22 protein-coding genes are annotated in these 25,506 nt (G+C 71.3%); 11 read left to right on the top strand and 11 right to left on the bottom strand.

What is annotated here, in order from left to right; all coding sequences use genetic code 11:
• Nucleotides 1-206: 206 nt before the first annotated feature.
• Both AB0C66_RS00175 and hemL read right to left on the bottom strand, forming a co-directional pair.
• Nucleotides 207-893, bottom strand: a complete 687-nt coding sequence (locus AB0C66_RS00175) for a histidine phosphatase family protein (protein WP_362430880.1) — start codon at nucleotides 891-893, stop codon at nucleotides 207-209.
• 8 nt (nucleotides 894-901) lie between these two features.
• The gene (gene hemL / locus AB0C66_RS00170) at nucleotides 902-2,218 is read right to left on the bottom strand and encodes a glutamate-1-semialdehyde 2,1-aminomutase (RefSeq protein WP_362430879.1); all 1,317 of its coding nucleotides are present in this window, start codon (nucleotides 2,216-2,218) and stop codon (nucleotides 902-904) included.
• Between the two features lie 116 nt (nucleotides 2,219-2,334).
• On the opposite strand from hemL, the gene AB0C66_RS00165 reads away from it, so the two are divergent.
• Both AB0C66_RS00165 and AB0C66_RS00160 read left to right on the top strand, forming a co-directional pair.
• A complete protein-coding gene (locus AB0C66_RS00165) occupies nucleotides 2,335-2,883 on the top strand; it encodes a hypothetical protein (RefSeq protein ID WP_362430878.1) in 549 nt (182 codons plus the stop codon).
• 103 nt (nucleotides 2,884-2,986) lie between these two features.
• Complete coding sequence (locus AB0C66_RS00160) at nucleotides 2,987-3,793, top strand: aminotransferase class IV family protein (RefSeq protein ID WP_362430877.1); 807 nt, start codon at nucleotides 2,987-2,989, stop codon at nucleotides 3,791-3,793.
• A 69-nt stretch (nucleotides 3,794-3,862) separates the two neighbouring features.
• Here the strand turns inward: AB0C66_RS00160 and AB0C66_RS00155 are convergent, their stop codons facing one another.
• Entirely contained in the window at nucleotides 3,863-5,101 is a 1,239-nt protein-coding gene (locus AB0C66_RS00155) for a hypothetical protein (RefSeq protein ID WP_362430876.1), read from the bottom strand.
• A gap of 221 nt (nucleotides 5,102-5,322) precedes the next feature.
• Here AB0C66_RS00155 and AB0C66_RS00150 point away from each other — a divergent pair, with 221 nt between their 5' ends.
• The gene (locus tag AB0C66_RS00150) at nucleotides 5,323-6,078 is read left to right on the top strand and encodes an SDR family oxidoreductase (protein ID WP_362430875.1); all 756 of its coding nucleotides are present in this window, start codon (nucleotides 5,323-5,325) and stop codon (nucleotides 6,076-6,078) included.
• Between the two features lie 150 nt (nucleotides 6,079-6,228).
• On the opposite strand, the gene AB0C66_RS00145 is transcribed toward AB0C66_RS00150, so the two are convergent.
• Entirely contained in the window at nucleotides 6,229-7,422 is a 1,194-nt protein-coding gene (locus AB0C66_RS00145) for an RtcB family protein (RefSeq protein ID WP_362430874.1), read from the bottom strand.
• A 159-nt stretch (nucleotides 7,423-7,581) separates the two neighbouring features.
• Between AB0C66_RS00145 and AB0C66_RS00140 the strand changes: the two genes are divergently transcribed.
• The 3 genes from AB0C66_RS00140 (at nucleotide 7,582) to AB0C66_RS00130 (ending at nucleotide 10,985) form a co-directional block, all read left to right on the top strand.
• Nucleotides 7,582-8,517 carry a DUF3558 domain-containing protein gene (locus tag AB0C66_RS00140; protein WP_362430873.1) on the top strand — a complete coding sequence of 312 codons (936 nt, stop codon included), beginning with the start codon at nucleotides 7,582-7,584 and terminating at the stop codon, nucleotides 8,515-8,517.
• Nucleotides 8,518-8,661: 144 nt separating this feature from the next.
• Complete coding sequence (locus AB0C66_RS00135) at nucleotides 8,662-9,474, top strand: hypothetical protein (RefSeq protein ID WP_362430872.1); 813 nt, start codon at nucleotides 8,662-8,664, stop codon at nucleotides 9,472-9,474.
• Between the two features lie 95 nt (nucleotides 9,475-9,569).
• Nucleotides 9,570-10,985 (top strand): DUF2637 domain-containing protein, encoded by a 1,416-nt coding sequence (locus AB0C66_RS00130; protein WP_362430871.1) that lies wholly within the window; start codon nucleotides 9,570-9,572, stop codon nucleotides 10,983-10,985.
• 94 nt (nucleotides 10,986-11,079) lie between these two features.
• Here the strand turns inward: AB0C66_RS00130 and lysS are convergent, their stop codons facing one another.
• Entirely contained in the window at nucleotides 11,080-12,834 is a 1,755-nt protein-coding gene (gene lysS, locus AB0C66_RS00125) for a lysine--tRNA ligase (protein WP_362430870.1), read from the bottom strand.
• 148 nt (nucleotides 12,835-12,982) lie between these two features.
• On the opposite strand from lysS, the gene argS reads away from it, so the two are divergent.
• Entirely contained in the window at nucleotides 12,983-14,776 is a 1,794-nt protein-coding gene (gene argS, locus AB0C66_RS00120; RefSeq protein ID WP_362430869.1) for an arginine--tRNA ligase, read from the top strand.
• A 123-nt stretch (nucleotides 14,777-14,899) separates the two neighbouring features.
• Here argS and AB0C66_RS00115 read toward each other — a convergent pair whose 3' ends face one another.
• Nucleotides 14,900-16,396, bottom strand: coding sequence for an alpha/beta fold hydrolase (locus tag AB0C66_RS00115; RefSeq protein ID WP_362430868.1), 1,497 nt, complete (start codon nucleotides 16,394-16,396; stop codon nucleotides 14,900-14,902).
• 226 nt (nucleotides 16,397-16,622) lie between these two features.
• Between AB0C66_RS00115 and AB0C66_RS00110 the strand changes: the two genes are divergently transcribed.
• The 3 genes from AB0C66_RS00110 (at nucleotide 16,623) to AB0C66_RS00100 (ending at nucleotide 18,782) form a co-directional block, all read left to right on the top strand.
• On the top strand, nucleotides 16,623-17,204 hold the full coding sequence (locus AB0C66_RS00110; RefSeq protein ID WP_362430867.1) for a hypothetical protein: 582 nt from the start codon (nucleotides 16,623-16,625) through the stop codon (nucleotides 17,202-17,204).
• Between the two features lie 101 nt (nucleotides 17,205-17,305).
• Nucleotides 17,306-18,112 (top strand): SDR family NAD(P)-dependent oxidoreductase, encoded by an 807-nt coding sequence (locus AB0C66_RS00105; RefSeq protein WP_362430866.1) that lies wholly within the window; start codon nucleotides 17,306-17,308, stop codon nucleotides 18,110-18,112.
• Between the two features lie 49 nt (nucleotides 18,113-18,161).
• A complete protein-coding gene (locus AB0C66_RS00100; protein ID WP_362430865.1) occupies nucleotides 18,162-18,782 on the top strand; it encodes a nucleoside/nucleotide kinase family protein in 621 nt (206 codons plus the stop codon).
• 22 nt (nucleotides 18,783-18,804) lie between these two features.
• Here the strand turns inward: AB0C66_RS00100 and hemB are convergent, their stop codons facing one another.
• From hemB to AB0C66_RS00075, 5 genes are read right to left on the bottom strand one after another with little or no spacing between them, the layout of a single operon-like run.
• Nucleotides 18,805-19,812 (bottom strand): porphobilinogen synthase, encoded by a 1,008-nt coding sequence (gene hemB / locus AB0C66_RS00095; RefSeq protein WP_362430864.1) that lies wholly within the window; start codon nucleotides 19,810-19,812, stop codon nucleotides 18,805-18,807.
• Complete coding sequence (locus AB0C66_RS00090; RefSeq protein ID WP_362430863.1) at nucleotides 19,809-21,473, bottom strand: uroporphyrinogen-III synthase; 1,665 nt, start codon at nucleotides 21,471-21,473, stop codon at nucleotides 19,809-19,811. The genes hemB and AB0C66_RS00090 overlap by 4 nt, the downstream gene beginning before the upstream one ends.
• Nucleotides 21,470-22,468: a hydroxymethylbilane synthase gene (hemC, locus tag AB0C66_RS00085; protein ID WP_362430862.1), complete on the bottom strand. Its 999-nt coding sequence runs from the start codon at nucleotides 22,466-22,468 to the stop codon at nucleotides 21,470-21,472. The genes AB0C66_RS00090 and hemC overlap by 4 nt, the downstream gene beginning before the upstream one ends.
• On the bottom strand, nucleotides 22,465-23,934 hold the full coding sequence (locus AB0C66_RS00080; protein ID WP_362430861.1) for a glutamyl-tRNA reductase: 1,470 nt from the start codon (nucleotides 23,932-23,934) through the stop codon (nucleotides 22,465-22,467). Before AB0C66_RS00080 ends, hemC begins: the two co-directional genes overlap by 4 nt.
• Complete coding sequence (locus AB0C66_RS00075) at nucleotides 23,931-24,737, bottom strand: redox-sensing transcriptional repressor Rex (protein ID WP_362430860.1); 807 nt, start codon at nucleotides 24,735-24,737, stop codon at nucleotides 23,931-23,933. The genes AB0C66_RS00080 and AB0C66_RS00075 overlap by 4 nt, the downstream gene beginning before the upstream one ends.
• A gap of 306 nt (nucleotides 24,738-25,043) precedes the next feature.
• On the opposite strand from AB0C66_RS00075, the gene AB0C66_RS00070 reads away from it, so the two are divergent.
• Nucleotides 25,044-25,328, top strand: a complete 285-nt coding sequence (locus AB0C66_RS00070; protein ID WP_362430859.1) for a glutaredoxin family protein — start codon at nucleotides 25,044-25,046, stop codon at nucleotides 25,326-25,328.
• The last annotated feature ends 178 nt before the right edge of the window (nucleotides 25,329-25,506 follow it).

The raw sequence follows: 25,506 nt of genomic DNA, 5'->3' as shown, positions 1-25,506 counted from the left end.
TCCTCGATTCGCACTCGCGGTAACCGTTGTCCGGGCTGGCGGACAACTTTTGAGATGGCGAGACGAATAGCGGGGTTCCGGAGGGACGCGGTCAATTACACAAGCGACACATTTGACTCCGGGTGATTACCGCATGCGTGGGAACCCATACGCATGGAGAACCGTCGAGCCCTTATGCGCGTACGAGCCCTTATGCACGCACCTGTTCACGCGCCGAAGCCCTTCGACGCCCCTTTCACCGGCTTGGCGCCCGCCAGCAGATGCGCCGGAACGAGATCGCGGGCCGGTTCGCTGTAGCCGACCGACACGATCTGGTCACCGCGGTAGGTGAAGCTGGTCAGGCTGGCCAGCGTGCACTGCCGCTTGCGCGGGTCGTGCCACAGCCGCCGCCGCTCCACGAAGCTGCGCACGATCCAGATCGGCAGCTGGTGGCTGACGCACACCGCCTCATGGCCGCGCGCCGCGTCCCGCGCGGCGCCGAGCGCCCCCATCATCCGCACGACCTGGTCGACATACGGCTCACCCCAGGAGGGGCGGAAGGGGTTGGTGAGATGGCGCCAGTTGGCGGGCTTGCGCAGCGCGCCGTCGCCCACGCCGAAGGTCTTGCCCTCGAAGGCGTTCGCCGCCTCGATCAGCCGGCGGTCCGACGCCACGTCCAGCCCATGCGTCTTGGCGATCGGCTCCGCCGTCTCCTGCGCCCGCTCCAGCGGGGAGGCGACGACATGGGTGATGTCACGGTCGGCGAGGTGCTCGGCGACCCGGTCGGCCATCCGGCGGCCCAGTTCGGAGAGGTGGTACCCGGGCAGCCGCCCGTACAGCACACCCTCGGGGTTCTCCACCTCACCGTGGCGCATCACATGGACGACGGTGATCTCGTTCTCGCGCTGAGTCATGTCACCCATCATTCAGTCGCCTCGGCGGCGGCCCGCGCCGCCCCCGGCAGAGCCGCGGCCACCCGCTCCAGCGCCCGGTCGTCATGGGCCGTGGAGACGAACCACGACTCGAAGGCGGACGGCGGCAGATACACGCCCTGCGACAGCATCGAGTGGAAGAACGCGGTGAAGCGGAACGCCTCCTGCGTCTTCGCCTTCTCGTAGTCGGTGACGTCCTCACCGGTGAAGAAGACCGAGAACATATTGCCCGCGACCTGGAGCCGGTGCGCCACGCCCTCCTTGGCGAGCGCCTCCGTCACCAGCGACCGCAGCCGCCCGGAGAACGCGTCGACCTTGGCGTACGCCGCGTCGTCCAGCAGCCGCAGCTGCGCCACTCCGGCGGCCGTCGCGACCGGGTTCCCCGACAGCGTGCCCGCCTGGTAGACCGGTCCGGCCGGGGCCAGCCGCGCCATGATGTCGGCGCGCCCGCCGAAGGCCGCGGCCGGGAAGCCGCCGCCCATCACCTTGCCGAAGGTCATCAGGTCCGGCTCCACCCCGTCGAGGCCGTACCAGCCCGCCCTGGAGACCCGGAATCCGGTCATGACCTCGTCGGAGACATACAGGGCGCCGTTCTCCGCGCACAGCTGCTTCAGCCCCGCGTTGAACCCCGGCAGCGGCGGCACCACGCCCATATTGCCCGGCGACGCCTCGGTGATCACACAGGCGATCTCGCCCGGGTGCGCGGCGAACGCCTCCCGCACCGCCTCGAGGTCGTTGTACGGCAGCACCACGGTCTCCCCCGCCTGCGCTCCCGTCACCCCCGGGGTGTCCGGCAGTCCGAAGGTCGCCACCCCGGACCCGGCCGACGCCAGCAGCGCGTCCACATGACCGTGGTAGCACCCGGCGAACTTGATCACCTTGGCCCGTCCGGTGAAGCCGCGGGCCAGCCGGATCGCCGACATCGTCGCCTCGGTGCCGGACGACACCAGGCGCACCTGCTCGACGGGGCCGACCCGGTCCACGATCTCCTCGGCGAGCTCCACCTCGCCCTCACCGGGCGTACCGAAGGACGTACCGCGTGCGACCGCGGCCTGCACGGCCGCCGTGACCTCGGGGTGGGAATGGCCGAGGATCATCGGTCCCCACGAACACACGAGGTCGACATACTCCCTTCCATCGGCATCCGTGAGGTACGGACCGGCACCGGACACCATGAATCGGGGCGTACCCCCCACGGCGCGGAAGGCCCGCACCGGAGAGTTCACGCCGCCGGGTGTCACGACCGCCGCGCGATCGAAAAGCGTCTGCGAAACTGGGGCTGCGTACGGATAGCTCACGCACGCCATGTTGTCAGAGGCCGACGGAGTCCTGCCGTGGGGCGTTTCACCGCTCCGGTGCGGGGGAGGTCTCTCTCACATTGATCGGGTTGCGCGGTGGTGGCCGCGAGTGGTCGGGTGGAGATATGCATCGCGGTGGCGAACTGGGTGAAGGGACTGACGACCGAGGCCCCGAGCGCGCACGCCCCGGACGCCATCGGCGGGAGAATGCGGGCGGAGCGAGCAGAAGCGGGGGCCGCATGGGGGTGACCTACAAATACTTCGGCGCGCCCGACGGGGCCACCGCCGCCCGGGTCCCCATCTCCATGCGCCCCGAGGAGCTCGGCGGCGACGAGCTCGGCCACGGCATGTTCACCAAGATCAAGCCGGAGACGGTGGCCGCGATGGTCCTCACCGGCATCGAAGGCGTCCCTCTCCACAAGGTCCCCCCGCTCGAGCTGGTCGTCCTCCACCCCGACTACGCCGTCGTCAAGCTCCCGATGACCGCGGTCGACCCGCTGCGCGGCGTAGGCGAAGAAGCCGTCGGCGCCGCCGCCTTCATCTGGTCCACCGTCCCCGACCGCGGCGGCCCCCGCGACGCCTTCACCGTCTACCAACTGCTGCATGAGTGGCAGGACTTCTCCCACCGCCTGCATGAGGCGGGGCATCAGCCGTATTGCCTGGTATGGCCGTAAGGCGCCGCTGACGGCCTCGGAGCCCTCGCCCCTCTCCCCGTTGCCCTAATGTCGCCGTGTGCGCGGCATACCGCGTATCGAGTTCGTTCCAACGGGGTGAGATATGAGCGGGTATGTCGTTCAGCGCAATGGACGGGCCGCGACGGTCGAGGAGTTGGCGCCGCTCGCGTTCGCGGGGAATGCCCATTTCACCGCGGCGCAGGTGCGTGACGGCGGGGTGCGGGGGCTCGATCTGCATATGCGGCGGCTGCGGGTGGCGTCGCAGGAGATGTTCGGGACGGCGCTGCCCGATGAGCGGGTGCGGGAGCTGTTGCGGGTGGCGCTGGCGGCGGGCGGTACGGCCGATGTGTCGCTGAGGGCCACCGTCTACGCCCCGGTGGGGGCAGGAACGGACGACGGGTCCGGGCCGGAGCTGGACGTTCTGGTGCGTACGGGGCCGCCCGTGACCGGGCCCGCCGGGCCGCTCGCCGTGGAGGCCGTCGAGTACGAAGGGGTCCTCCCGGCGGTGAAGCACGTCGGCGAGATGGCCAAGACGTACTACCCGCGGCAGGCCGCCACACGCGGCTTCGACGACGCCGTGTTCGTGGACCGACGGGGGCGGCTCAGCGAGGGGTCGATCTGGAACCTGGCCTTCTGGGACGGCTCCACCGTGGTGTGGCCCGTCGCCCGGATGCTGGGCGGCGTGACGATGGGAATCGTCCGGCGCCAGCTGGACCGGCTCGGGGCGCCCCAGCGGGACGCGGAGATCACGCTGGCCGACGTACCGGGACTGGCGGGTGCCGTGGTCATGAACTCCTGGACACCGGGCGTACCGGTGCACCGCATCGACGAGACGGCCGTCCCCGAGGCGCCCTCCTTCGTGGAACTGCTGCACCGCGCCTACGAGGCCGAACCGCTCACCTCGCCCTGACGGCACGGCCCCACGCGGACGACGCCCGGCCGGGGTTGCCCCGGCCGGGCGTCGTGAACCGCGGCGCGCTTACGCGCCGGGGTGGCCCTGGTGCTCGTGGTTGTCGTGGTTGTCCTTGTTCTTCTCCGCCTGGGTGGTGTTCAGCACACAGCCGGTGTCCGGGTCGATCAGGACCCGCTTGACGGTGTGGTCACACTCGACCTCAACCGCCCACACCAGGCGCTTCTTCTGGTGCTCGGGAGCCTTGTGGGGGTCGCTCATGCCCGACCGGTCCTGCGGCCGGCCCTTGTGGTGCGCGTCCTCCGGAGGGCAGTCCTCGACGAGTTCGACGCTGAGGGCACGGCCCCCGACCTCGCACTCGGCGATCCGGGCCGCCTCGGCGATCGTCACCGGGCCGTTGTGCTTCTGCTTGTCGGCCTTCTCGGCCTTGTGGTGGGCGGGGTCGCTCTGGTGGTCACCGTGGGCGGGACGCATCGCGCCGCGGTCCTGGGGCTGCGGTGCGGGCTGGGGCCTGCCCTGCTGCTGGGAGCCGTCGCCGTAGTGGCCCTCGTCGTAACGGCCGCCCTGGCCGTACTGCTCGCGACCACCGTTCTCCTCGCCCTGGCCGCCCTGCCCGTACTGCTCGCGACCACCATTCTCCTCGCCCTGGCCGCCCTGCCCGTACTGCTCGCGACCACCGTTCTCCTCGCCCTGGCCGCCCTGCCCGTACTGCTCGCGACCGCCATTCTCCTCGCCCTGGCCGCCCTGCCCGTACTGCTCGCGACCACCGTTCTCCTCGCCCTGGCCGCCCTGCCCGTACTGCTCGCGACCACCGTTCTCCTCGCCCTGGCCGCCCTGCCCGTACTGCTCGCGACCACCGCTCTCCTCGCCCTGGCCGCCCTGCCCGTACTGCTCGCGACCGCCATTCTCCTCGCCCTGGCCGCCCTGCCCGTACTGCTCGCGACCACCGCTCTGCTCGTTCTCGCTCTGCTGCTGCGCCTGCTGCTCGCGCGGGCCGTTGTGCTCGTGCTGCTGGCCCTGCTGCTCGCGCGCACCGCTCTGCTCGTGCTGCTGCCCGTTGCCGTGCTCGTGGTGCCCGCTCTGCTGGTGCTGCTCGTGCTGGCGGCCGTCCCCATGCTCGTGGTTGTGGTGCTCAGGGTCCTGGGCCCGCTGGCACGCGCCGTTCGGCGCGGGGTGCGAGGCCGCGGCCCACGCGGCCGTCGGCGCGCCGGTCACCAGCGCCGCCGCCGCGACGGCACTTGCCGAGACGACGCCCCAGCGGCGGAAGGACCGACGGGACCGTTGCACGAATCTGTTCTGCTGCGTCATGGGCTGCAATCACTCCTTGGGCATGGGGATGCTCCTTCGCCGGCGCCACGCCGGTCGCTGTGCTCCCTTCCCCGGCCCATGGAGCCCGTAGCGGTTTCCGATCTTGAGTCCCCTGATTGGAGGTAAATAAGACCGTCATATCCTGCGTATGGATCATGTGCGGTCACACCCGTCCGCATCCAGCCGCCAGCCCGTCGTCACCATTCGTCCTAGGAGGGCCGATGACCACCCGTACCGCCGTCATCACCGGCGCCAGCAGCGGCATCGGCGCCGCGACCGCCCACCGTCTCGCCGCCGCCGGTTTCCGCGTCGTCCTCACCGCGCGCCGCGCGGACCGGATCGAGGCGCTCGCCGGTGAGCTGACCGAGGCGGGTCACGAGGCCCAGGCGTACGTCCTGGACGTCACCGACCGCGACGCCGTCAACGCCTTCGCCGCCTCCCTCGACCGCTGCGACGTCCTGGTGAACAACGCGGGCGGCGCCATCGGCGCCGAGACCGTCGCCAAGGCCGACCCGGACGACTGGCGGGCGATGTACGAGGTGAATGTGATGGGTGTCCTCCAGGTCACCCAGGCCCTGCTGCCCGCGCTCGCCGCCTCCGGCGACGGCACGGTCGTCGTGATGTCCTCGACGGCGGGCCTTCTCGCGTACGAGGGCGGCGGCGGTTACGTGGCCGCCAAGCACGGCGCGCACGCCATCGCCGCCACCCTGCGGCTGGAGTTGTGCGGCGAGCCGGTGCGGGTCATCGAGATCGCGCCCGGCATGGTCAAGACGGACGAGTTCGCCGTGAACCGGTTCCGCGGCGACGCGTCCCAGGCCGCGGCCGTCTACGAGGGCGTCGCCGAACCGCTCACCGCGGACGATGTCGCCGACACCGTCGAGTGGGCCGTCACCCGGCCCTCCCACGTCAACGTCGATCTGCTGGTCGTCCGGCCCCGCGCCCAGGCCGCCCAGCACAAGGTCCACCGCGAGCGCTGAGCGACCGGTCCAAGAAGCGCAACGCCACGAGGCAGACGCGCCGGTGCCCGGCCCCCACCCCCGTCATGGGGCCGGGCACCTCGGCCCGGCCCGCCGTTGTCCCGGACCGGGCTCTCCGCCCGGTCCGGGACGCCGTCCCGGCTCGGGCCGTCAACCCTTCACACAGACGACCTGCTTGAGCCTCGCCACCACCTCGACGAGATCCCGCTGCTGGTCGATGACCTTCTCGATCGGCTTGTACGCGCCCGGGATCTCATCCACGACGCCGGAGTCCTTACGGCACTCCACGCCCCGCGTCTGCTCCTCCAGATCCCGCGTCGAGAAGTGCTTCTTCGCCGCGTTGCGGCTCATCCTCCGGCCCGCGCCGTGCGAGGCCGAGTTGAACGACGCCGCGTTCCCCAGGCCGCGCACGATGTACGAACCGGTGCCCATCGACCCCGGGATGATCCCGTAGTCCCCACTGCCCGCGCGGATCGCGCCCTTGCGGGTGACCAGCAGGTCCACGTCCTCGTAGCGCTCCTCGGCGACATAGTTGTGGTGGCAGGAGATCACCGGCTCGAAGACCGGCCTGGCCTTCTTGAACTCCCGGCGCACCACGTCCTGGAAGAGCGCCATCATGATCGAGCGGTTGTACTTCGCGTACTCCTGCGCCCAGAAGAGATCGTGCCGGTACGCCGCCATCTGCGGGGTGTCCGCGATGAAGACGGCCAGGTCGCGGTCGACCAGGTTCTGGTTGTGCGGAAGGCTCCGGGCCTGGCCGATGTGGTACTCGGCCAGCTCCTTGCCGATGTTGCGGGAGCCGGAGTGGAGCATCAGCCAGACCGAGCCGGTGTCATCGAGACAGAACTCGATGAAGTGGTTTCCCGAACCGAGCGAACCCATCTGCTTGGTGGCCCGGTCCTGGCGGAACTTGACCGCCTCCGCGACGCCGACGAAGCGTCCCCAGAAGTCGTCCCATGTGGCCGTCGGGAAGCCGTGCAGCCGACCCGGGTCCACCGGGTCGTCGTGCATCCCCCGGCCCACCGGGATCGCCTGCTCGATCTTGGAGCGCAGCCGGGACAGATCCCCGGGCAGATCGTTCGCGGTGAGTGAGGTCTTGACCGCCGACATACCGCAGCCGATATCGACGCCGACCGCCGCCGGGCATACCGCGCCCCGCATGGCGATCACCGAGCCGACCGTGGCGCCCTTGCCGTAATGCACATCGGGCATCACGGCGAGCCCCTCGATCCACGGCAGGGTGGCGACGTTCCGCAGCTGCTGCATGGCGACGTCCTCGACCGTCGAGGGGTCGGTCCACATGCGGATCGGGACGTTCGCCCCGGGCACCTCTACGTACGACATGATTTACTCATTCCCCCGTGAAATACAGAAAACGCAAAAACCGGGCCTATGCCTCATTGATGGCGGTCGACCGGCAAGCACGGCAGCACGTGCGGTAGACATTGTGTCCAGCCGTCGCCTACGGGCGGCAAGCAGTTTTCGCTCGAAGGGACACGGACAGTGCAGCCAGCGCAGCGAAGGGCGTACGGAAGGCGGGCCGCCCCGGCCGTCGCCGTGCTCATCGGCGTGCTCGCCGCCGCCGGGCTCAGCGGATGCACCGGCTCCGACTCGAAGCCCAGCGGGGACGACGGCACCTCCGACGACTCCGGCCAGCAGGTCTCGGCCGAGCCCGGCCGCTACCGGTCGCTGCCCGAGGCGTGCGGCGCCGTGAGCCCGAAGACCCTCCAGACCCTACTGCCCGGCGGCGACGAGGAGGACAAGGCGTACGAGGGGCAGGCGGCGCTCACCTACGACATCGACCGGCGCGACGGCTGCCGCTGGAAGATGGAGACACCCGGCGGCACGCGCTATCTGACCTTGGACTTCGAGCGGGTGGTCTCCTACGACCCGGCCATCAGCGATGACGACCGGGCGCAGGACACCTACGAGAAGAAGGCCGTCGCCGCGCATATCCCGGACGCTCCGAGCGACCCCCCGGCGTCCCCCGAGCCGCCCGAGGACGAGGCCGGGGACGCGGGCGGTGGCGAGAGCGGTGGCGACAGCAACACGGTCGCCGGTTCGACGCCCGGCGCCGACGAGAGCGACGCCAACAAAAAGGATGACAAAGGGGATAGTGGCGATAAGGCCACCAAGGATCCCAAGGGCGACGAGACACCCGAAAGCGATCAAAGCGCTACGAATGATGAGGATTCGGCGGACACCGCCCCGCGCCGCCTCGACGACCTCGGCGACGCCGCCTTCCTCAACGACCAGCTGATCACCAAGGACTCCGGTATCCACCGCGACATCACCGTGGTGTTCCGGTCCTCGAATGTGATTGCCACCATTCGCTACAACCAGTGGTCGACCGACAAGAAGAGCATTCCCGATAGCGAAGAACTCCAGGAGAACGCGGAAGACTTGGCCCAGGAGCTGACCGACACCCTCAACGAGTAACGGGCCCCGCACCTCCCGTGGAATGACCTCGGACACCCCGCGAAGACCTCGGAGATTGGGACGCCCGCGCATCGGCCGCGTACCGTGCCGACTAATGACGCGGGCGGTACGTCCGCCCATCGACAGAGAATGAGCGAAGGATCCATGCACCGTTCAGCCCCGCGACTCGCCCGAATACTCGCCTGCGCGACCGTACCTGTGCTGCTGGTGGCAGGTTGCTCCTCCGGTTCCGACAAGGACAAGAAGAGCGAGGACAGTCCGTCCAGATCCGCCGGGTCCAGTCCCTCCCCGACCGTAGCGGCAGCAAAGTTCGGCAAGCTGCCCGATGTCTGCACCTCCCTGTCGGGGAAGAGTGTCGGTGAGCTCGTCCCGAAGGCGGAGGCCAAGAAGGGCAAGGCGCTGCCGTCGGCGGACACCAACTCCTCCGCGAGCTGCCTGTGGAACGGCCTCGACGGATTCAAGTACCGGTCGCTGACCGTCTCCCTCAAGCTCTTCCACTCCGACTCCGGAATGGGCAGCGGGGACAAGCGTGCCCAGGCGTACGCGGGCCAGCAGGCGACCAAGGCCGCCACGGCCGACGGTGCCAAGGACGCCAAGACCGAGCAGGCCGGGGGCATCGGCGATGCGGCGACCACGGTCAGCACCAAGGCCAAGAAGGACGGCGACGACTTCCGTAACCAGACGGTGGTCGCCCGTACGGCCAATGTCGTCGTGGTGATCGAGTACGACGGCGCCGGTTACGAGACCGCCAAGGCGCCGGACGCCGCGGAGCTGATGAAGGACGCCAAGGACGCGGCCAAGGAGGTCGTGGAGTCCGTCGCCAAGGGTGACCAGGGCGGCAAGGGCACCTCGAGCGACTCCAGCGACGCGAACGGCTCCAGCGGTTCGGGCGGCAAGTCCGGCGGCAAGTCCGACGGCGGCTCCTCCGACAAGGACAAGAAGAAGAGCGGCGCCTGAACCATCCGCCACCCCTTCCCGTCCGCGGCGCTTGACGTGTATGCGACGCTGGGCGCGCTGTTGCCAAGGACGGGGAGGGATCGCGGGTGGCCGCGATGCAATTGACACGCACGCATCGAATACTGATCGGGGTGGTCGTCGCCGGAGCGGTGGTGATCGCGGCGATCGGCTTCGCCGGCTCCTACGCGGCCGTGCGCGATCTCGCGCGGGAGAAGGGCTTCGGGCAGTTCGCCAATGTCTTTCCCATCGGCATCGACGCCGGGATCGTCGTCCTGCTCGCCCTGGATCTGCTGCTCACCTGGATCCGGATACCCTTTCCCCTGCTGCGTCAGACGGCCTGGCTGCTGACGGCCGCCACGATCGCCTTCAACGGCGCCGCCGCCTGGCCGGATCCGCTGGGCGTCGGTATGCACGCGGTCATCCCGGTGCTCTTCGTCGTCTCCGTCGAGGCGGCCCGGCACGCCGTCGGCCGGATCGCCGACATCACCGCCGACCGGCATATGGAGTCGGTCCGCATCGCCCGCTGGCTGCTCGCGCCGGTGCCCACCTTCCGGCTCTGGCGCCGGATGAAGCTGTGGGAGCTGCGCTCCTACGACGAGGTCATCAAGCTGGAGCAGGACCGGCTGGTCTACCGCGCCCGGCTGCGGGCCCGCTACGGGCGCGCCTGGCGCCGCCGGGCACCCGTCGAGTCGCTGATGCCGCTGCGGCTGGCGCGGTACGGGGTGCCGCTGAGGGAGACCGCCCCGGCGGGGCTCGCCGCGGCCGGGCTGGAGGCGAACGCGGTCCTGCCGTCCGCGCTGCCGGCCGGTACGGGCGCTGCCGCGTCCACCGCCGCCGATGCGGACGGCGCCACCGGCCGAGCGGCGTACGACATGTCCGGTGCGCCCGGCGCACCGGGCGTACCGGGCGCCCCCACCGCCCCTACCGCCTCCGGAGCCGCCGGTGTGCCCGGAGCCCCCGATGCCGGTGCCCCGGCCCCGGCCCCGGCGCCCGCCCCCGGACCGCAGGAGCTGCCGCTCTCCCTGCCGCTGCCGGTCTACCAGCAGGCGGGGTACCAGCAGGCCGGGTACCAGCAGAGCGGCTATGAGCAGGCCGGTTATCAGCAGCCCGACCATGAGCGGCAGGCAGAGCAGCCGGACTCGCCCGAGCAGCAGCAGGTGACCGTCCCGGTCGGACCGGGCAGGGTGCGCCAGCTCGGCCGCCAGGGTGTGGTGAACGGCCAGGGCGTCTACCTCCCCGAGCAGCGCGAGCCGGAGTCGTACCCCGAGTACGAGACGGTGGGGCAGCCGATGGCCGAGCTGCCGGACGACGTCCCGCGGGAGGAGGTCTTCTACGGGGCCTTCCGCCAGTACCTCGCGGACAACGGCATGTTCCCCTCGGCGTTCCAGTTCGGGCAGCGCCTGCGGGAGACCTACGGCGTCACCGAGCTCAACAACAACGAGCTGGGGGCGTACGTCAACGACTTCAAGGACCGGTACCGGATGGAGATGGCGGCCGAGCAGATCCCGTAACCGCCGCTGTCCGGAGAAGACATCCGTACGCGCCGGAAGGGGGCGGACCGGTTTCCCGGTCCGCCCCCTTCCGGCGCGATGCGCCTCCGGGCCGTCAGGCCGCGAGCAGCTTGCGCACCCGGTCGGCGCCGACCGCCAGCAGCAGCGTGGGCAGCCGGGGGCCGGTGTCCCGGCCGACCAGCAGCTCGTAGAGCAGTGCGAAGAACGTCCGCTGTGCGACCTTCAGCTCCGGTGTGGGCTTGGCATCCGGGGCCAGCCCGGCCTGGATCTTCGGCACTCCGTAGACCAGGGTGGTGAGCCCGTCCAGCGACCAGTGGTCGTCCAGACCCTCGAGCAGCAGCCGCAGCGACTCCCGCTCTGTCTCGCCGAGCGAGGCCAGCCGCTCGGTGTCCGGCTCCTCGCGCACCCGGGTGCGCTGGTCGGCCGGGACCTGGGTGGTGATCCAGCGCTCGGCCTTGTCGAGCCGCGGCCGCGTCTCGTCCAGCGACTTCACCGGGTTCTCCGGGTCGAGCTCGCTGAGGATGCGCAGCGTCTGCTCGTCATGGCCGGTGGTGATGTCCACCACCGACGCCAGCGTGCGGTAGGGCAGCGGACGCGGGGTGGCCGGAAGCGGTCCGGAGGCGGTGCGGGTCGCGCGGCCGTAGGCGGCGGCGTCCGCGGGCTGGGCCGAGCCTTCGGTGATCTTGCGCTCCAGCGCGTCCCACTCGTCGTAGGTGCGCTGGATCTCCTGGTCGAAGGCGATCTTGAACGCCTGGTTGGGCCGACGGCGGGCGTACAGCCAGCGCAGCAGCGGGGCCTCCATGATCTCCAGGGCGTCGGCCGGGGTCGGCACCCCGCCCTTGGAGGACGACATCTTGGCCATCCCACTGATGCCGACGAAGGCGTACATCGGGCCGATGGGCTGATCGCCGCCGAAGACCTCGCGCACGATCTGCCCGCCGACGACGAACGAGGAGCCGGGCGAGGTGTGGTCCACCCCGGAGGGCTCGAAGACCACGCCCTCGTACGCCCAGCGCATCGGCCAGTCGACCTTCCAGACCAGCTTGCCGCCGTTGTACTCGCTGAGCGCGACCGTCTCGCCATGGCCGCACACACAGGTGTAGCTCAGCTCGGTGGTCGCGTCGTCGTACGCGGTGACGGTGGTCAGATCGCGCGCGCACACCGAGCAGTACGGCTTGTACGGGTAGTAGCTCCCGCCGCCCGCGCTGCCGTCGTCCTCGGCGGCCGCGCCGGAGCCCTCGGCGGCGGCCAGCTCGGCCTCGTCGACCGGCTTCTGCTGCTGCTTCTTACCGCCCTTGGCGGCGCCCGGCTTGTCCTTGGTGCGGTAGCGGTCGAGCACCGCGTCGATCTGGGCGCGGTGGCGCATCGCGTGCAGGATCTGCTCGCGGTAGACCCCGGAGGTGTACTGCTCGGTCTGGCTGATGCCGTGGAACTCGATGCCCATCTGCCGCAACGCCTCGACCATCGGCGCCTTGAAGTGCTCGGCCCAGTTGGCGTGGGCGGATCCCGGCGGGGCCGGGACGGAGGTGAGCGGCTTGCCGATGTGCTCGGACCAGGACGGGTCGATCCCGGCCGGAACCTTCCGGTACCGGTCGTAGTCGTCCCAGGACAGGATGTGGACGCATGCGTATCCCCGGCGCCGGATCTCGTCGGCGACCAGGTGCGGGGTCATGACCTCGCGCAGATTGCCGAGGTGGATCGGGCCGGACGGGCTGAGACCCGAGGCGCAGACGATCGGTTTGCCAGGGGCGCGGCGCTCCGCCTCGGCAATGACCTCGTCGGCGAATCGGGAGACCCAGTCGGTCTCGGTGCTCTGAGCCACGGTCGGCACTTCCTTCCTTGCGGTCATGGCACCGCCCATTGTCCCAGACGGAACAGGTGTCCCCGTGGCCCTGTGGACAGTCTGTCCACAGGACCGGAAAACGGGTTGGACGCACCGTGAAATACTGGTGTGGCCTCATAAGCCACCCAGTCCTCTACGGAACGGCAGCTCACCCATGGCCTCGGTTCCCTCTCTTGCCGCTACGGTCCATCAGCGCGTCTCGGACGCCCTCTCGGCTGCCCTGCCGGAGGCCGCTTCCGCCGACCCGCTGCTGCGACGAAGCGACCGGGCCGACTTCCAGGCCAACGGGATGCTGGCGCTGGCGAAGCGGCTGAAGGGGAATCCGCGCGAGCTGGCCTCGAAGGTCGTGGAGCACATCCCGGTGGCCGCCACCTCGGCCGACCCCGATTCGGTGATCGCGGATATCGAGGTCTCCGGCCCCGGCTTCCTCAACATCACGGTCGCCGACTCCGCCATCACCGCGACCCTCGCCGCGCGCGCCGCCGACGACCGCCTCGGCGTGCCCTACGCACCGGACGCGGGCACCACCGTCATCGACTACGCCCAGCCGAACGTGGCCAAGGAGATGCACGTCGGCCATCTCCGCTCGGCCGTGATCGGTGACGCGGTCGTCCGGATCCTGGAGTTCTCCGGCGAGAAGGTGATCCGCCGCCATCACATCGGCGACTGGGGCACCCAGTTCGGCATGCTCATCCAGTATCTGATCGAGCATCCGCACGAGCTGGACCACAAGGACAGGGAATCCTCCGGCGAGGAGGCGATGTCCAATCTCAACCGCCTCTACAAGGCCGCGCGCACCCTCTTCGACGCCGACGCGGAGTTCAAGGAGCGGTCCCGGCGCCGGGTGGTCGAGCTCCAGGCCGGGGACGAGGAGACCGTCGCCCTGTGGCGGAGGTTCGTCGATGAGTCGAAGCTCTACTTCTCCTCCGTCTTCGACAAGCTGGACATGGAGATCCGCGACCCCGATGTGGTCGGCGAGTCCGGTTATAACGACATGCTGGCGGAGACCTGCCGCCTGCTGGAGGAGTCCGGGGTCGCGGTCCGCTCCGAGGGCGCGCTCTGCGTCTTCTTCGACGACGTCAAGGGCCCGGAGGGCAAGCCGGTTCCGCTGATCGTCCAGAAGTCCGACGGCGGCTTCGGCTACGCGGCCACCGACCTCTCCGCGATCCGCGACCGGGTGCAGAACCTCCGGGCCGACACCCTGCTGTATGTGGTGGACGCCCGGCAGTCGCTGCACTTCAAGATGGTCTTCGAAACCGCCCGCCGGATCGGCTGGCTGAACGAGAAGACCCATGCCTCCCAGCTCGCCTTCGGCACCGTCCTCGGCAAGGACGGCAAGCCGTTCAAGACCCGTGAGGGCGAGACGGTGCGGCTGATCGACCTGCTGGACGAGGCGATCGACCGGGCGGCGGCCGTCGTCCGGGAGAAGAGCGAGGAGAAGCTGGGCCTCAGCGAGGACGAGATCGCCGAGCGCGGCGCCCAGGTCGGCATCGGCGCCGTGAAATACGCCGACCTGTCCACCTCCGCCTCCCGCGACTACAAGTTCGACCTGGACCAGATGGTCTCGCTCAACGGGGACACCGCGGTGTACCTCCAGTACGCGTACGCCCGGATCAAGTCGATCCTGCGCCGCGCCGGTGCGGAGCGGGCGCCGGTCGCCCGCCCCGAGCTGCCGCTGACCCCGGCCGAGCGGGCCATGGGGCTGCACCTGGACCAGTTCGCGGAGACGGTGCGCGAGGTCGCCGAGGGGTACGAGCCGCATAAGCTGGCCGCGTATCTCTACCAGCTGGCCTCGCTGTTCACGACCTTCTACGACCAGTGCCCGGTGCTCAACGCCGAGGGCGGCCCGTCCCAGGTCGAGAACCGCCTCTTCCTGTGCGAGTTCACCGCGCGCACCCTGCACCAGGGCATGGATCTGCTCGGCATCCGCACCCCCGAGCGGCTCTGATCCCCGACCGTCCGCGGCGCCCCGCCCCCCGTCAGCGAGGGGGCGGGGCGCTTCGCGTCGGTGACAGCCTCCGTGACGGTGCCGTCGGCGGCGCCGCCGACGGCACCGGCGACGGCCGGGGCTTCAGCGGCAGAGCACATCGCGCGCCGGGCGCTCACCGGTCAGCAGGAAGTCGGTGACCCGCCGGTCCGCGCAGGCGTTGCCGCCCCCGGCCGCGTAGGCCGCGCCGTGCCCCATCGCGTCCACACCGACCATCCGCGCCCGGTCGCCGAGCGCGTGCCGCAGCTTCAGCGCCCCGGCGTACGGGGTGGCCACATCACGTGTGTTCTGCACCAGCAGTACGTTCGACGGCCCCTGGTCGGTGATCCGCACCGGCTTGTCCCGCGGTGCGTCATGCCAGAACGTGCACGCCGTGACGTTCACCGGCATACCGGCGGTCAGCGGGTGGCTCCTCCGGCTCGCGGCGACCTCGCGCGCCGTGGCCGGAAGGGACTTGGGCCACTCCACGTCGTTGCAGATGGTCGCCAGGGACACGGCCATGGTGTCCTGGGTGGGGTCCGGCGGCACCGCGCCGGGCACCCTGCCCGCGTCCGCGTCGGCGATCAGCTTGGCGAGGGACGCGAAGTTGTCCCGGGAGTACAGGGCGTTGAGCACGCTCTGGCGCAGCACATTGCCGTTCAGCTCCGGCGGGTTGGCGCCGGGCCACGGCAGTGGCCGGGTATCCAGCCGGGCGGCGAGGTCCAGCACCCGGCGGCGCACCCCGGACGGGGTCTCGGCCAGCCGGGCGGGGCTGTCGGGGTCGGAGGCCCAGGCGGCGAAGTCCGGGAAGGTGTCCTCGACGCCGACGGTGTAGTTGGCCAGCCAGCCGCGCGCCACCCGCTCCGGGTCCGGGTCGTCATTGCTGTCCAGCACCCAGCGGTCGGTGTGCTCGGGGAACATCTGGGCGTACACCGAGCCCGCGTAGGTGCCGTAGGAGACGCCCCAGGCGGACAGCTTCCGCTCCCCCAGCGCCCGGCGGACGCTGTCGATGTCCCGCGCCTCGTTCACCGTACTGATGGTGCGCAGCAGCTCGCCGCCATTGCGGGCGCAACGGTCGGCGAGGCGGCGTCCCGTGGTGACGTTCCCCGCGATGCTCCCGTCGGCCGCGGGCCAGGGGCGGGAGGCGGTCAACGCCAGGTCGGCGGTGGACAGTCCGCAGTCGGCCTTGGTGGAGCCGCCCATCCCGCGCGGATCGAAGCTGACGAGGTCATAGCCGTCCCGCACCGATCGCGGCAGCCGTTTGCCGAGCGTGGTGGGCCGGTCCAGGCCCGGCGACCCCGGGCCGCCCGGGATCAGCAGCAGCACACCCCGGCGCTCCCGCGGCCGCTCGGCGCGGATCCGGGAGACCGCGAGCGAGATCCGCTTCCCGCCCGGATCGCGGTAGTCCAGCGGCACCCTCAGCGTCGCGCACTCCTGGCGCGGATCGAGCGAGGTGCCCGGACACGGCCCCCAGTCGAGCGGCCGAGCGGGGGCGGTCAGGTCGCCGACGGCCGCGTCGGCGCCGGAGACGGTGGTGAGGAGAGTGGCGGTGACGGCGGTGGCGAGGGCCAGCGCGGTGGTCTTACCGGAGAGGATCCGCATGGCACAGGAGCCTGGTGGAACCGGGCCGCCGGGCCCATCCGGCCACCCGCCGGACGCGGTGGGGGGTAACCCCCGCCCGTCCGTCCACCGATCGGCGTACCGTGGCCGGAACACGATCGTCCTCTTTGCGACAGTTTCTCTCAGCCGCACAACCCCGGGCGGCTACGGTCCGTCGAACCCCGTGTACATCCGATACATCCGATATCGATTCACCTGGGGGTCCGATATGCGACGGTGGGGGACCGCGCTCGCGGCGATGGCACTGGCGGGAGCCGGACTGGCGACGACGATGGGGACGGCGCACGCCGCCGCCAAGCCGTCGGCCGGGGCCGCCTGCGCCACCGGCTGGGGCAGCGGTGAGAAGAGCGCGCAGACGGCGGCCTACAAGCCGCTGGAGAACATCAGGACCGGTCGGCACGACTGCTTCGACCGCATGGTCTTCGACGTCAAGGGCGCCACGGCCGCCAACAAGACCGGCTACCGGGTGAGTTACGTCGACACCCTCTACCAGGACGGTTCCGGCGAGGAGATCCCGGTCAACGGCGGCGCCGTACTGGAGATCCGGGTGTCCTCGCCCAGCTATGACCCGCAGACCGGTGCCGAGTCCTATCCGGGTCGGGCCCGCAAGCCTCTTCCGGGTGTGAACCTGACGGGGTACAAGACCTTCAAGGACACCCGGTTCGGCAGCAGCTTCGAGGGCGACACCCAGGTCGGGCTGGGCGTGCGGGCCCGGCTTCCGTTCCGGGTGCTCCAGTCCGACGGCCACGTGATCGTGGACGTGGCGCACTCCTGGAACGCGGTGCGCTGACGCCGCCGGACGGCGGGGGCGGACCCGTGTCCGCCCCCGCCCCGCACGGGCCGGCCACCGTGTCCGGCCGGCCCGTGCGGGGCGCCGTCCAGAATGAGGGAATGAACGCACCGAACAGCAAGCCCCCACGCCCCCGCTCCGCCACGGCCCCCGGTCTGCTCGACGACAAGGTCATACTGATCACCGGCGCCGGGCGGGGCATCGGCGCCGCGTCGGCCCGGCTCTTCGCCCGCGAGGGCGCGACGGTGGTGCTGACCGCACGCACCGAGTCCCAGCTGAAGGCCGTGACCGAGGAGATCCGGGCGACCGGCGGCACCGCCGACTACGTGCGGTGCGACCTGGCCGACGCGGCCAGCGTCCAGGCGGCCGTGGACCACACCGTCGCCCTGCACGGCAGACTGGACGCCGCGTTCAACAACGCCGGGGCGGCGATACCGCCCGCCCCGCTGGCCGATGTGGCCGAAGCGGACTTCGACCTGATCACCACCGTCAGCCTCAAGGGCGTCTGGCTCTCCATGGCGGCCGAGATCAAGGCCATCCGGGCCACCGCGGGCCGCGGCGCCCTCGTCAACAACTCCAGCGTCGGCAGCTTCCGCGGCAATGCGGAGCTGCCCGCGTACGGCGCGGTCAAGCGGGCCGTCAACAGCCTCACCGAGTCCGCCGCGCTCACCTACGGCCCGGAGGGCATCCGCGTCAACGCCGTCGCGCCCGGCACCACCATGACCGAGATGATCGAGGCGTGGGCCGACCGGTCGCCCGGCGTCATCGACCGCCTCAACGCCCGTACCCCGCTGCGCCGGCCCGCCCAGCCGGCCGAGGTCGCCGAGGCCGCGGCCTGGCTGCTCAGCGACCGCGCCTCCTATGTCACCGGCGCGGTGCTGCCGGTCGACGGCGGTATGCGAGCCTGAACCGGACAGGGCTCCCCCGCCGCCCATCCACCCGTCCGAAAGCGCCGCCATGAATCCCCGGGATCTGCTGGACCGCGCCGAGCGGCTGGCCGCCACCGGCGGCCGCGGGCTGCTCGGCATCGCCGGAGCGCCCGGAGCCGGGAAGTCCACCCTGGCCGGGTGGCTGGTGGACGCGCTCGGCCCGCGGCGGGCCGCCCTGGTCCCGATGGACGGCTTCCACCTCGCCGACGCCGAACTGCGCAGACTCGGCCTGGCGCACCGCAAGGGCGCCCCGGAGACCTTCGATGCGTACGGCTACGCCGCCCTGCTGCGGCGGCTGCGCACACCCCGCGCCGGGGAGACGGTGTACGCGCCGGGGTTCGACCGTGCGCTGGAGCAGCCGCTCGCGGGCGCCCTCCCGGTGGCACCGGAGATCCCGTTGGTGATCACCGAGGGGAACTATCTGCTGCTCGACGAGGAACCGTGGCGTCCGGTGCGGGAGCTGCTGGACGAGACCTGGTGGATCGAGCTGGACGGCGAGGAACGGGTGCGCAGGCTGATCGACCGTCATGAGCGGTTCGGCAAACCGCGCGCGGAGGCCGAGCGGTTCGTGCTCGGCTCCGACGAGGCCAACGCCCGCCGGGTGGCACCCGGGCGGGCGGCGGCCGATCTTGTGGTCAGGGGCCGGTGACCACCGGCCCCTGCTCCGGGACCTACTCCCCGCGGCTCAGCCGCTGGGCGACCTCGGTGGCCCAGTAGGTGAGGATCATCCCGGCGCCCGCGCGCCGCACGGACGTCAGCGTCTCCATGATGGCGCGGTCGCGGTCGATCCAGCCGTTGGCGGCGGCCGCTTCGACCATCGCGTACTCACCGGAGATCTGGTACGCCGCCACCGGCACATCCACCGCGTCGGCGATCTGCCGCACGATGTCCAGATAGGGCAGCGCGGGCTTCACCATGACCATGTCCGCGCCCTCGGCGAGGTCCAGCTCCAGCTCCCGCAGCGCCTCACGGGCGTTGGGCGGGTCCTGCTGGTACGTCTTGCGGTCGCCCTGGAGCGAGGAGCCGACCGCCTCGCGGAACGGACCGAAGAAGGCGGAGGCGTACTTGACGGTGTAGGCCAGGATCGACACGTCCTGGCGTCCGATGCCGTCCAGCGCCTCGCGGACCACCCCGACCTGGCCGTCCATCATCCCGCTGGGGCCCACCGTGTGGACGCCCGCGTCCGCCTGCACCCGCGCCATCTCGGCGTAGCGCTCCAGCGTGGCGTCGTTGTCGACCCGGCCCTCGGCGTCCAGGACCCCGCAGTGGCCGTGGTCGGTGTGCTCGTCCAGACACAGGTCCGACATGATCACCAGGTCGTCGCCGACCTCGGCCCGCACGTCCCGGATGGCGACCTGGAGAATGCCGTCCGGATCGGTGCCGGGCGTGCCGACAGCGTCCTTCTTGGCCTCCTCCGGCACCCCGAACAGCATGATCCCGCCGACGCCCGCCTCGACGGCCTCGACGGCCGCCTTCCGCAGGGTGTCCCGGCTGTGCTGGACCACGCCCGGCATCGACACCAGCGGCACCGGCTCGCTCACGCCCTCCCGCACGAAGGCGGGAAGGATCAGCCCGGCCGGGTGCAGCCGGGTCTCGGCGACCATGCGCCGCATCGCCGGTGTGGTGCGCAGCCGCCGCGGCCGCGCCTGCGGGAAACCGCCGTACCTGCCAGTTGTCACGAGCGTGCCCTCCTCCTCGATCCCGGCCGCCGCTCGCTCGGGCGGGTGACCGGGTCCCCGTTCTCGAGCGCGGCCTGGCGCCGCGCGGCCCCGAAGTCCGCGAGCGCCTCGGCCAGTTTGAGCACCGAGGGCTCGGGCGACAGGACGTCCACCCGCAGGCCGTGCTCCTCCGCGGTCTTCGCGGTGGCCGGGCCGATACAGGCGATGACGGTGACATTGTGCGGCTTGCCCGCGATACCGACGAGGTTCCGCACGGTGGACGACGAGGTGAACAGCACCGCGTCGAACCCGCCGCCCTTGATGGCCTCGCGGGTCTCGGCCGGCGGCGGCGAGGCGCGCACGGTGCGGTACGCGGTGACGTCGTCGACCTCCCAGCCCAGCTCGATCAGCCCGGCGACCAGGGTCTCGGTGGCGATATCGGCGCGCGGCAGGAAGACGCGGTCGATCGGGTCGAAGACCGGGTCGTAGGGCGGCCAGTCCTCCAGCAGCCCGGCCGCGGACTGCTCACCGCTGGGCACCAGATCCGGTTTGACGCCGAAGTCGACCAGCGACCTGGCGGTCTGCTCACCGACCGCGGCGACCTTGATCCCGGCGAAGGCGCGGGCGTCGAGCCCGTACTCCTCGAACTTCTCGCGTACCGCCTTGACCGCGTTGACCGAGGTGAAGGCGATCCACTCGTAGCGCCCGGTGACCAGGCCCTTGACCGCACGCTCCATCTGCTGCGGGGTGCGCGGCGGTTCGACCGCGATGGTCGGCACCTCGCTGGGCACCGCGCCGTAGCTGCGCAGCTGGTCGGAGAGCGAGGCCGCCTGCTCCTTGGTCCGCGGGACCAGGACCTTCCAGCCGAACAGCGGCTTGGACTCGAACCAGGACAGCTGGTCGCGCCGGTCGGCCGCGCCCCGCTCGCCCACCACGGCTATCACCGGCTGCGCGCCCTGCGGCGACGGCAGCACCTTCGCGGACTTCAGCACCTGCGCGATGGATCCGAGCGTCGCGGACCAGGTCCGCTGACGGGTGGTGGTGCCCGCGACGGTCACGGTCAGCGGGGTGTCCGGCTTGCGGCCCGCGGCCACCAGCTCCCCGGCCGCGGCGGCGACGGTCTCCAGCGTGGCGGAGACGACGGCGGTGGCGTCCGAGGAGCCGACCTCGCTCCAGCAGCGCTCGTCCGCGGTCCGCGCGTCCACGAAGCGCACATCGGCGTTCCGCGCGTCGCGCAGCGGCACCCCCGCGTAGGCGGGCACCCCCACCGCGGCCGCGATGCCCGGCACCACCTCGAAGACGATGCCCTCGGCGGCGCAGGCGAGCATCTCGTCGGCGGCGTACCCGTCGAGACCGGGGTCGCCCACGACGGCGCGGACGACCCGCTTGCCGCCGCGCGCGGCCGCCATGACAAGATTGGCGGTGTCCCGGAGTACCGGGACATCAGCGGAGTTTGACGGACCGTCAGCCTCCGCGTGCTGCGGTGCGCCCTGGGCGTCCGCGGCCACCCCCGGCCTGACGTGTGTGCGCACCACGTCGAGCACATCAGGGTCGGCGATGAGTACGTCGGCGGCGGCAAGTGCCTCCACGGCGCGCAGCGTCAGCAGGCCCGGATCACCCGGTCCTGCGCCGAGGAAGGTGACCTGTCCGCAGCCAGGGTGGTTCGGGGCGGTGGGGTTCAAAGTGCTCGCTCCCCCATAAGACCGGCCGCACCTTTCGCGAGCATCTCGGTGGCGAGTTCGCGACCCATGATCTGAGCCTGCGACACGGCCTCACCAGGTGAAGCGGGTACGGGACCGGTGGTGGACAGCTGCACCAGCGCCGAGCCGTCGGTGGTGCCGACGACGCCGCGCAGGCGCATTTCGGTGACATCCTGAGCGTCGCCCAGCAGGTCGGCCAGCGCCCCCACAGGTGCGCTGCAACCGGCCTCCAGGGCGGCGAGCAGGGATCGCTCGGCGGTCACGGCGGCCCGCGTACGCGGGTCGTCGAGCTCGGCGAGCAGGGCAGCGAGGGCCGCGTCGGACGCGGCGCATTCGACTGCCAGAGCCCCCTGGCCGGGGGCGGGCAAAATGTGGTCGGCGTCGAGGAGCTCGGTCGCCTCGCCGATCCGTCCCATACGGATCAGACCGGCGGCGGCGAGCACCACGGCGTCCAGTTCCCCCGAACGCACATAGCCGATACGGGTGTCGACATTGCCGCGGATCGGCACGGTCTCTATGGCGAGGCCGTACGCCCGGGCCCACGCGTTGAGCTGGGCCGCGCGGCGGGGCGAGCCGGTGCCTATCCGGGCCCCCGGGGGGAGTTCCGCGAAGGTGAGCCCGTCGCGGGCGATCAGCGCGTCGCGCGGGTCCTCGCGGCGCGGTATCGCGGCCAGCACCAGACCCTCGGGGTCGGCGGTCGGCAGGTCCTTCAACGAGTGCACGGCGAAGTCGATCTCACCGCGCAGCAGCGCCTCGCGCAGCGCGGAGACGAAGACGCCGGTACCGCCGATCTGCGCGAGCTGCTCCCGCGAGGTGTCGCCGTAGGTGGTGATCTCGACCAGTTCGACGGGGCGTCCGGTCAGCTTCCGCACCGCGTCGGCGATCAGCCCGGACTGGGCCATGGCCAGCTTGCTGCGGCGGGTGCCCAGGCGCAGCGGCGCGGTGGAGGTGGCGGGGGTGGCAGGGGTGGCGCTCATGCCCGGCCTCCCTTCGGGTCGTTCGGTTCGGCTGTGCCGCGTGCGGGGACGGCTCCGGGGGCGCCCGCGTCGGCGCGGCTGACGGCGGCGACCGCCTGCGGGTCGAGGTCGAACAGCTCGCGCAGCGCGTCCGCGTACCCGGCACCCCCCGGGGTGCTCGCCAGTTCCTTGACCCGCACGGTGGGGGCGTGCAACAGCTTGTCGACGACCCGCCGCACGGTCTGGGTGATCTCGGACCGCTGCTTGTCGTCCAGGTCGGGAAGACGTCCCTCGAGCCGGGCGACCTCGCCCGCGACGACATCCGCCGCCATGGTACGCAGCGCGACCACGGTGGGCGTGATGTGCGCGGCGCGCTGGGCCGCCCCGAAGGCGGCGACCTCCGCGGAAACGATGGCTCGGACCTGGTCGACGTCGGCGGCCATCGCCCCGGCGGCCGGACCCGGTCCGTCGGCCGGGGTGGCGGCCGCCTCGGCGAGCGACTCGATGTCCACCAGCGCCAGCCCCTCGACCCGGTGGGCCGCGGCGTCGATGTCCCGCGGCATGGCCAGGTCGAGCAGCGCGACCTCTCCCTCGCCGCCGGGCCCGCCCGCCGGGGGGCAGGCGGCGCGCTGGGCGAGGGCGGTGCGCAGCTCGTCGGCGGTGAGCACCAGGCCGGTGGCGCCGGTGCAGGAGACGACGATGTCGGCGTGCGGGAGTTCGGCGGTGACCCGGTCCCGCGGTACGGCGCGGGCGACCAGCCCGGCGACCCGGACCGTGTCGGTGGCGGCGTGCTGCTCGGCCAGCGACTCGGCGAGCCGCAGCGCCCGCTCCAACGTCCTGTTGGCGATCACCAGTTCTGCCACACCGGCGCGCGCGAGGGTCGCGGCGGCCAGCGAGGACATCGAGCCCGCGCCGATCACCAGCGCACGCTTGCCCGCGGCCCACTCCGCCACCGGCTCCGGTCCGGCCAGCTGCTCCAGGCCGAAGGTGACCAGCGACTGCCCGGCCTTGTCGATACCGGTCTCGCTGTGCGCCCGCTTGCCGACCCGCAGCGCCTGCTGGAACAGGTCGTTGAGCATCCGGCCCGCGCTGTGCAGCTGTTGTCCGAGCGCCAGCGCGTCCTTGATCTGGCCGAGGATCTGGCCCTCGCCGACGACCATCGAGTCCAGTCCGCAGGCCACCGAGAAGAGATGGTGGACGGCCCGGTCCTCGTAGTGGACGTAGAGATAGGGGGTGAGCTCGTCCAGGCCGACGCCGGTGTGCTGGGAGATCAGCGTGGACAGCTCGGCGACCCCGGCGTGGAACTTGTCCACGTCGGCGTAGAGCTCGATGCGGTTGCAGGTGGCCAGCACCGCGGCCTCGGTGGCGGGCTCGGCGGCGAGGGTGTCCTGCACCAGCTTCGCCGCCTCGTCCCCGACCAGGGCGGCGCGCTCCAGCACGCTCACGGGCGCGCTGCGGTGACTCAGTCCGACGACGAGGAGACTCATGCCGGCATCACGGCGGGTACGTCCCCGTCAGGTCCTTGCCGGCCGCTGCTGTCGGCGCCGTGGCCGCCCGCGGCCGTCCGGTGGGGGGTCACGGGGGCCTGCGGAACGGCGTCCGCGCCCTCCTCGTCACCGGCCGCCTCCTCGCCCGCCTTCCGCTGCTCGTGGAAGGCGAGGATCTGGAGCTCGATGGAGAGGTCGACCTTGCGCACGTCCACCCCGTCCGGAACGGACAGCACGGTGGGCGCGAAGTTGAGGATGGAGGTGATACCCGCGGCGACGAGCCGGTCACAGACCTGCTGGGCCGCGCCCGCCGGGGTGGCGATCACGCCGATCGACACACCGTTGTCATCGATGATCTTCTCGAGCTCATCGGTGTGCTGGACCGCGATGCCCGCGACGGGCTTGCCCGCCATCGCCGGATCGGCGTCGATCAGCGCGGCGACACGGAAGCCGCGGGAGGCGAAGCCGCCGTAGTTGGCCAGGGCGGCGCCGAGGTTACCGATACCGACGATCACCACGGGCCAGTCCTGGGTGAGGCCGAGCTCCCGCGAGATCTGGTAGACGAGGTACTCCACGTCATAGCCGACCCCGCGGGTGCCGTACGAACCCAGGTAGGAGAAGTCCTTGCGGAGCTTGGCCGAATTGACTCCGGCCGCGGTCGCCAGCTCTTCGGAGGACACCGTGGGCACCGAGCGCTCGGAGAGCGCTGTCAGGGCGCGCAGATACAGCGGTAGACGGGCGACGGTGGCCTCGGGAATCCCTCGGCTTCGGGTCGCCGGTCGGTGAGTTCGGCCAGTTGCCACGGTGCTCCTGCGGGTAGAGCGGGGCTGCGGGCGGCCCACAGTTCCATGACCGCCCCATCGACAGCAGGCTATGTCTTTGTGAACGCGTGCACAAAGATGGTGTCCGCTTTGTCCGAGCAAAGTGACCGGTGTCACGCGCGCTTTCCGGCCGCGCCCGGAACCACGACCTGCGCCACACCGTTCCCGGCAGGCAGCTGCGTACCCATGGGGTGCCGACGGGAGCACAGGCTCTCACTCCTCACCTTTTTACCCCCGGACACCAATAAATCGCCCACGATCGTAAACGACCCCGGGGACCCGGGCACAATGGCGAGCATGAGTCCCCTGCTGCGCCGCACCCGTAAGAACCCCGCCGAGCGCACGGTGACGCTGATCGGCAAGCCCGACTGTCACCTCTGCGAGGACGCCGAGGCCGTGATCAAGAAGGTCTGCGGCGAACTGGGCACCCCCTGGGAGAAGAAGGACATCACCCAGGACGCGGAGCTGTACCGCGCCTACTGGGAGCAGATCCCGGTGATCCTGGTGGACGGCGCCCAGCACGACTTCTGGCGGGTGGACCCCAAGCGGCTGCGGACCGCGCTGGGCGGCTGATCCAGCGCCGGGGAGCAGCCGCGACCGGCGGGAGCGGCCGGACCGGGGAACCACCGGACCAAGGGAGCAGCCGGACCGGGGAACCGCCGGACCGGCGGGGGCCGCCTGCCTTTCGCGCAACCTGAATCGTCCCGACACCCGGGCGTAACGGGATGGGCCGCACCGCTGGCTATGCTCC

Origin of the sequence: Streptomyces sp. NPDC048636, from assembly GCF_040650655.1 — a bacterium.
Taxonomy (GTDB): Bacteria; Actinomycetota; Actinomycetes; order Streptomycetales; family Streptomycetaceae; genus Streptomyces.
The sequence above is the reverse complement of the archived record's forward strand: the minus strand, read 5'-3'. Positions and strand labels throughout refer to the sequence as shown.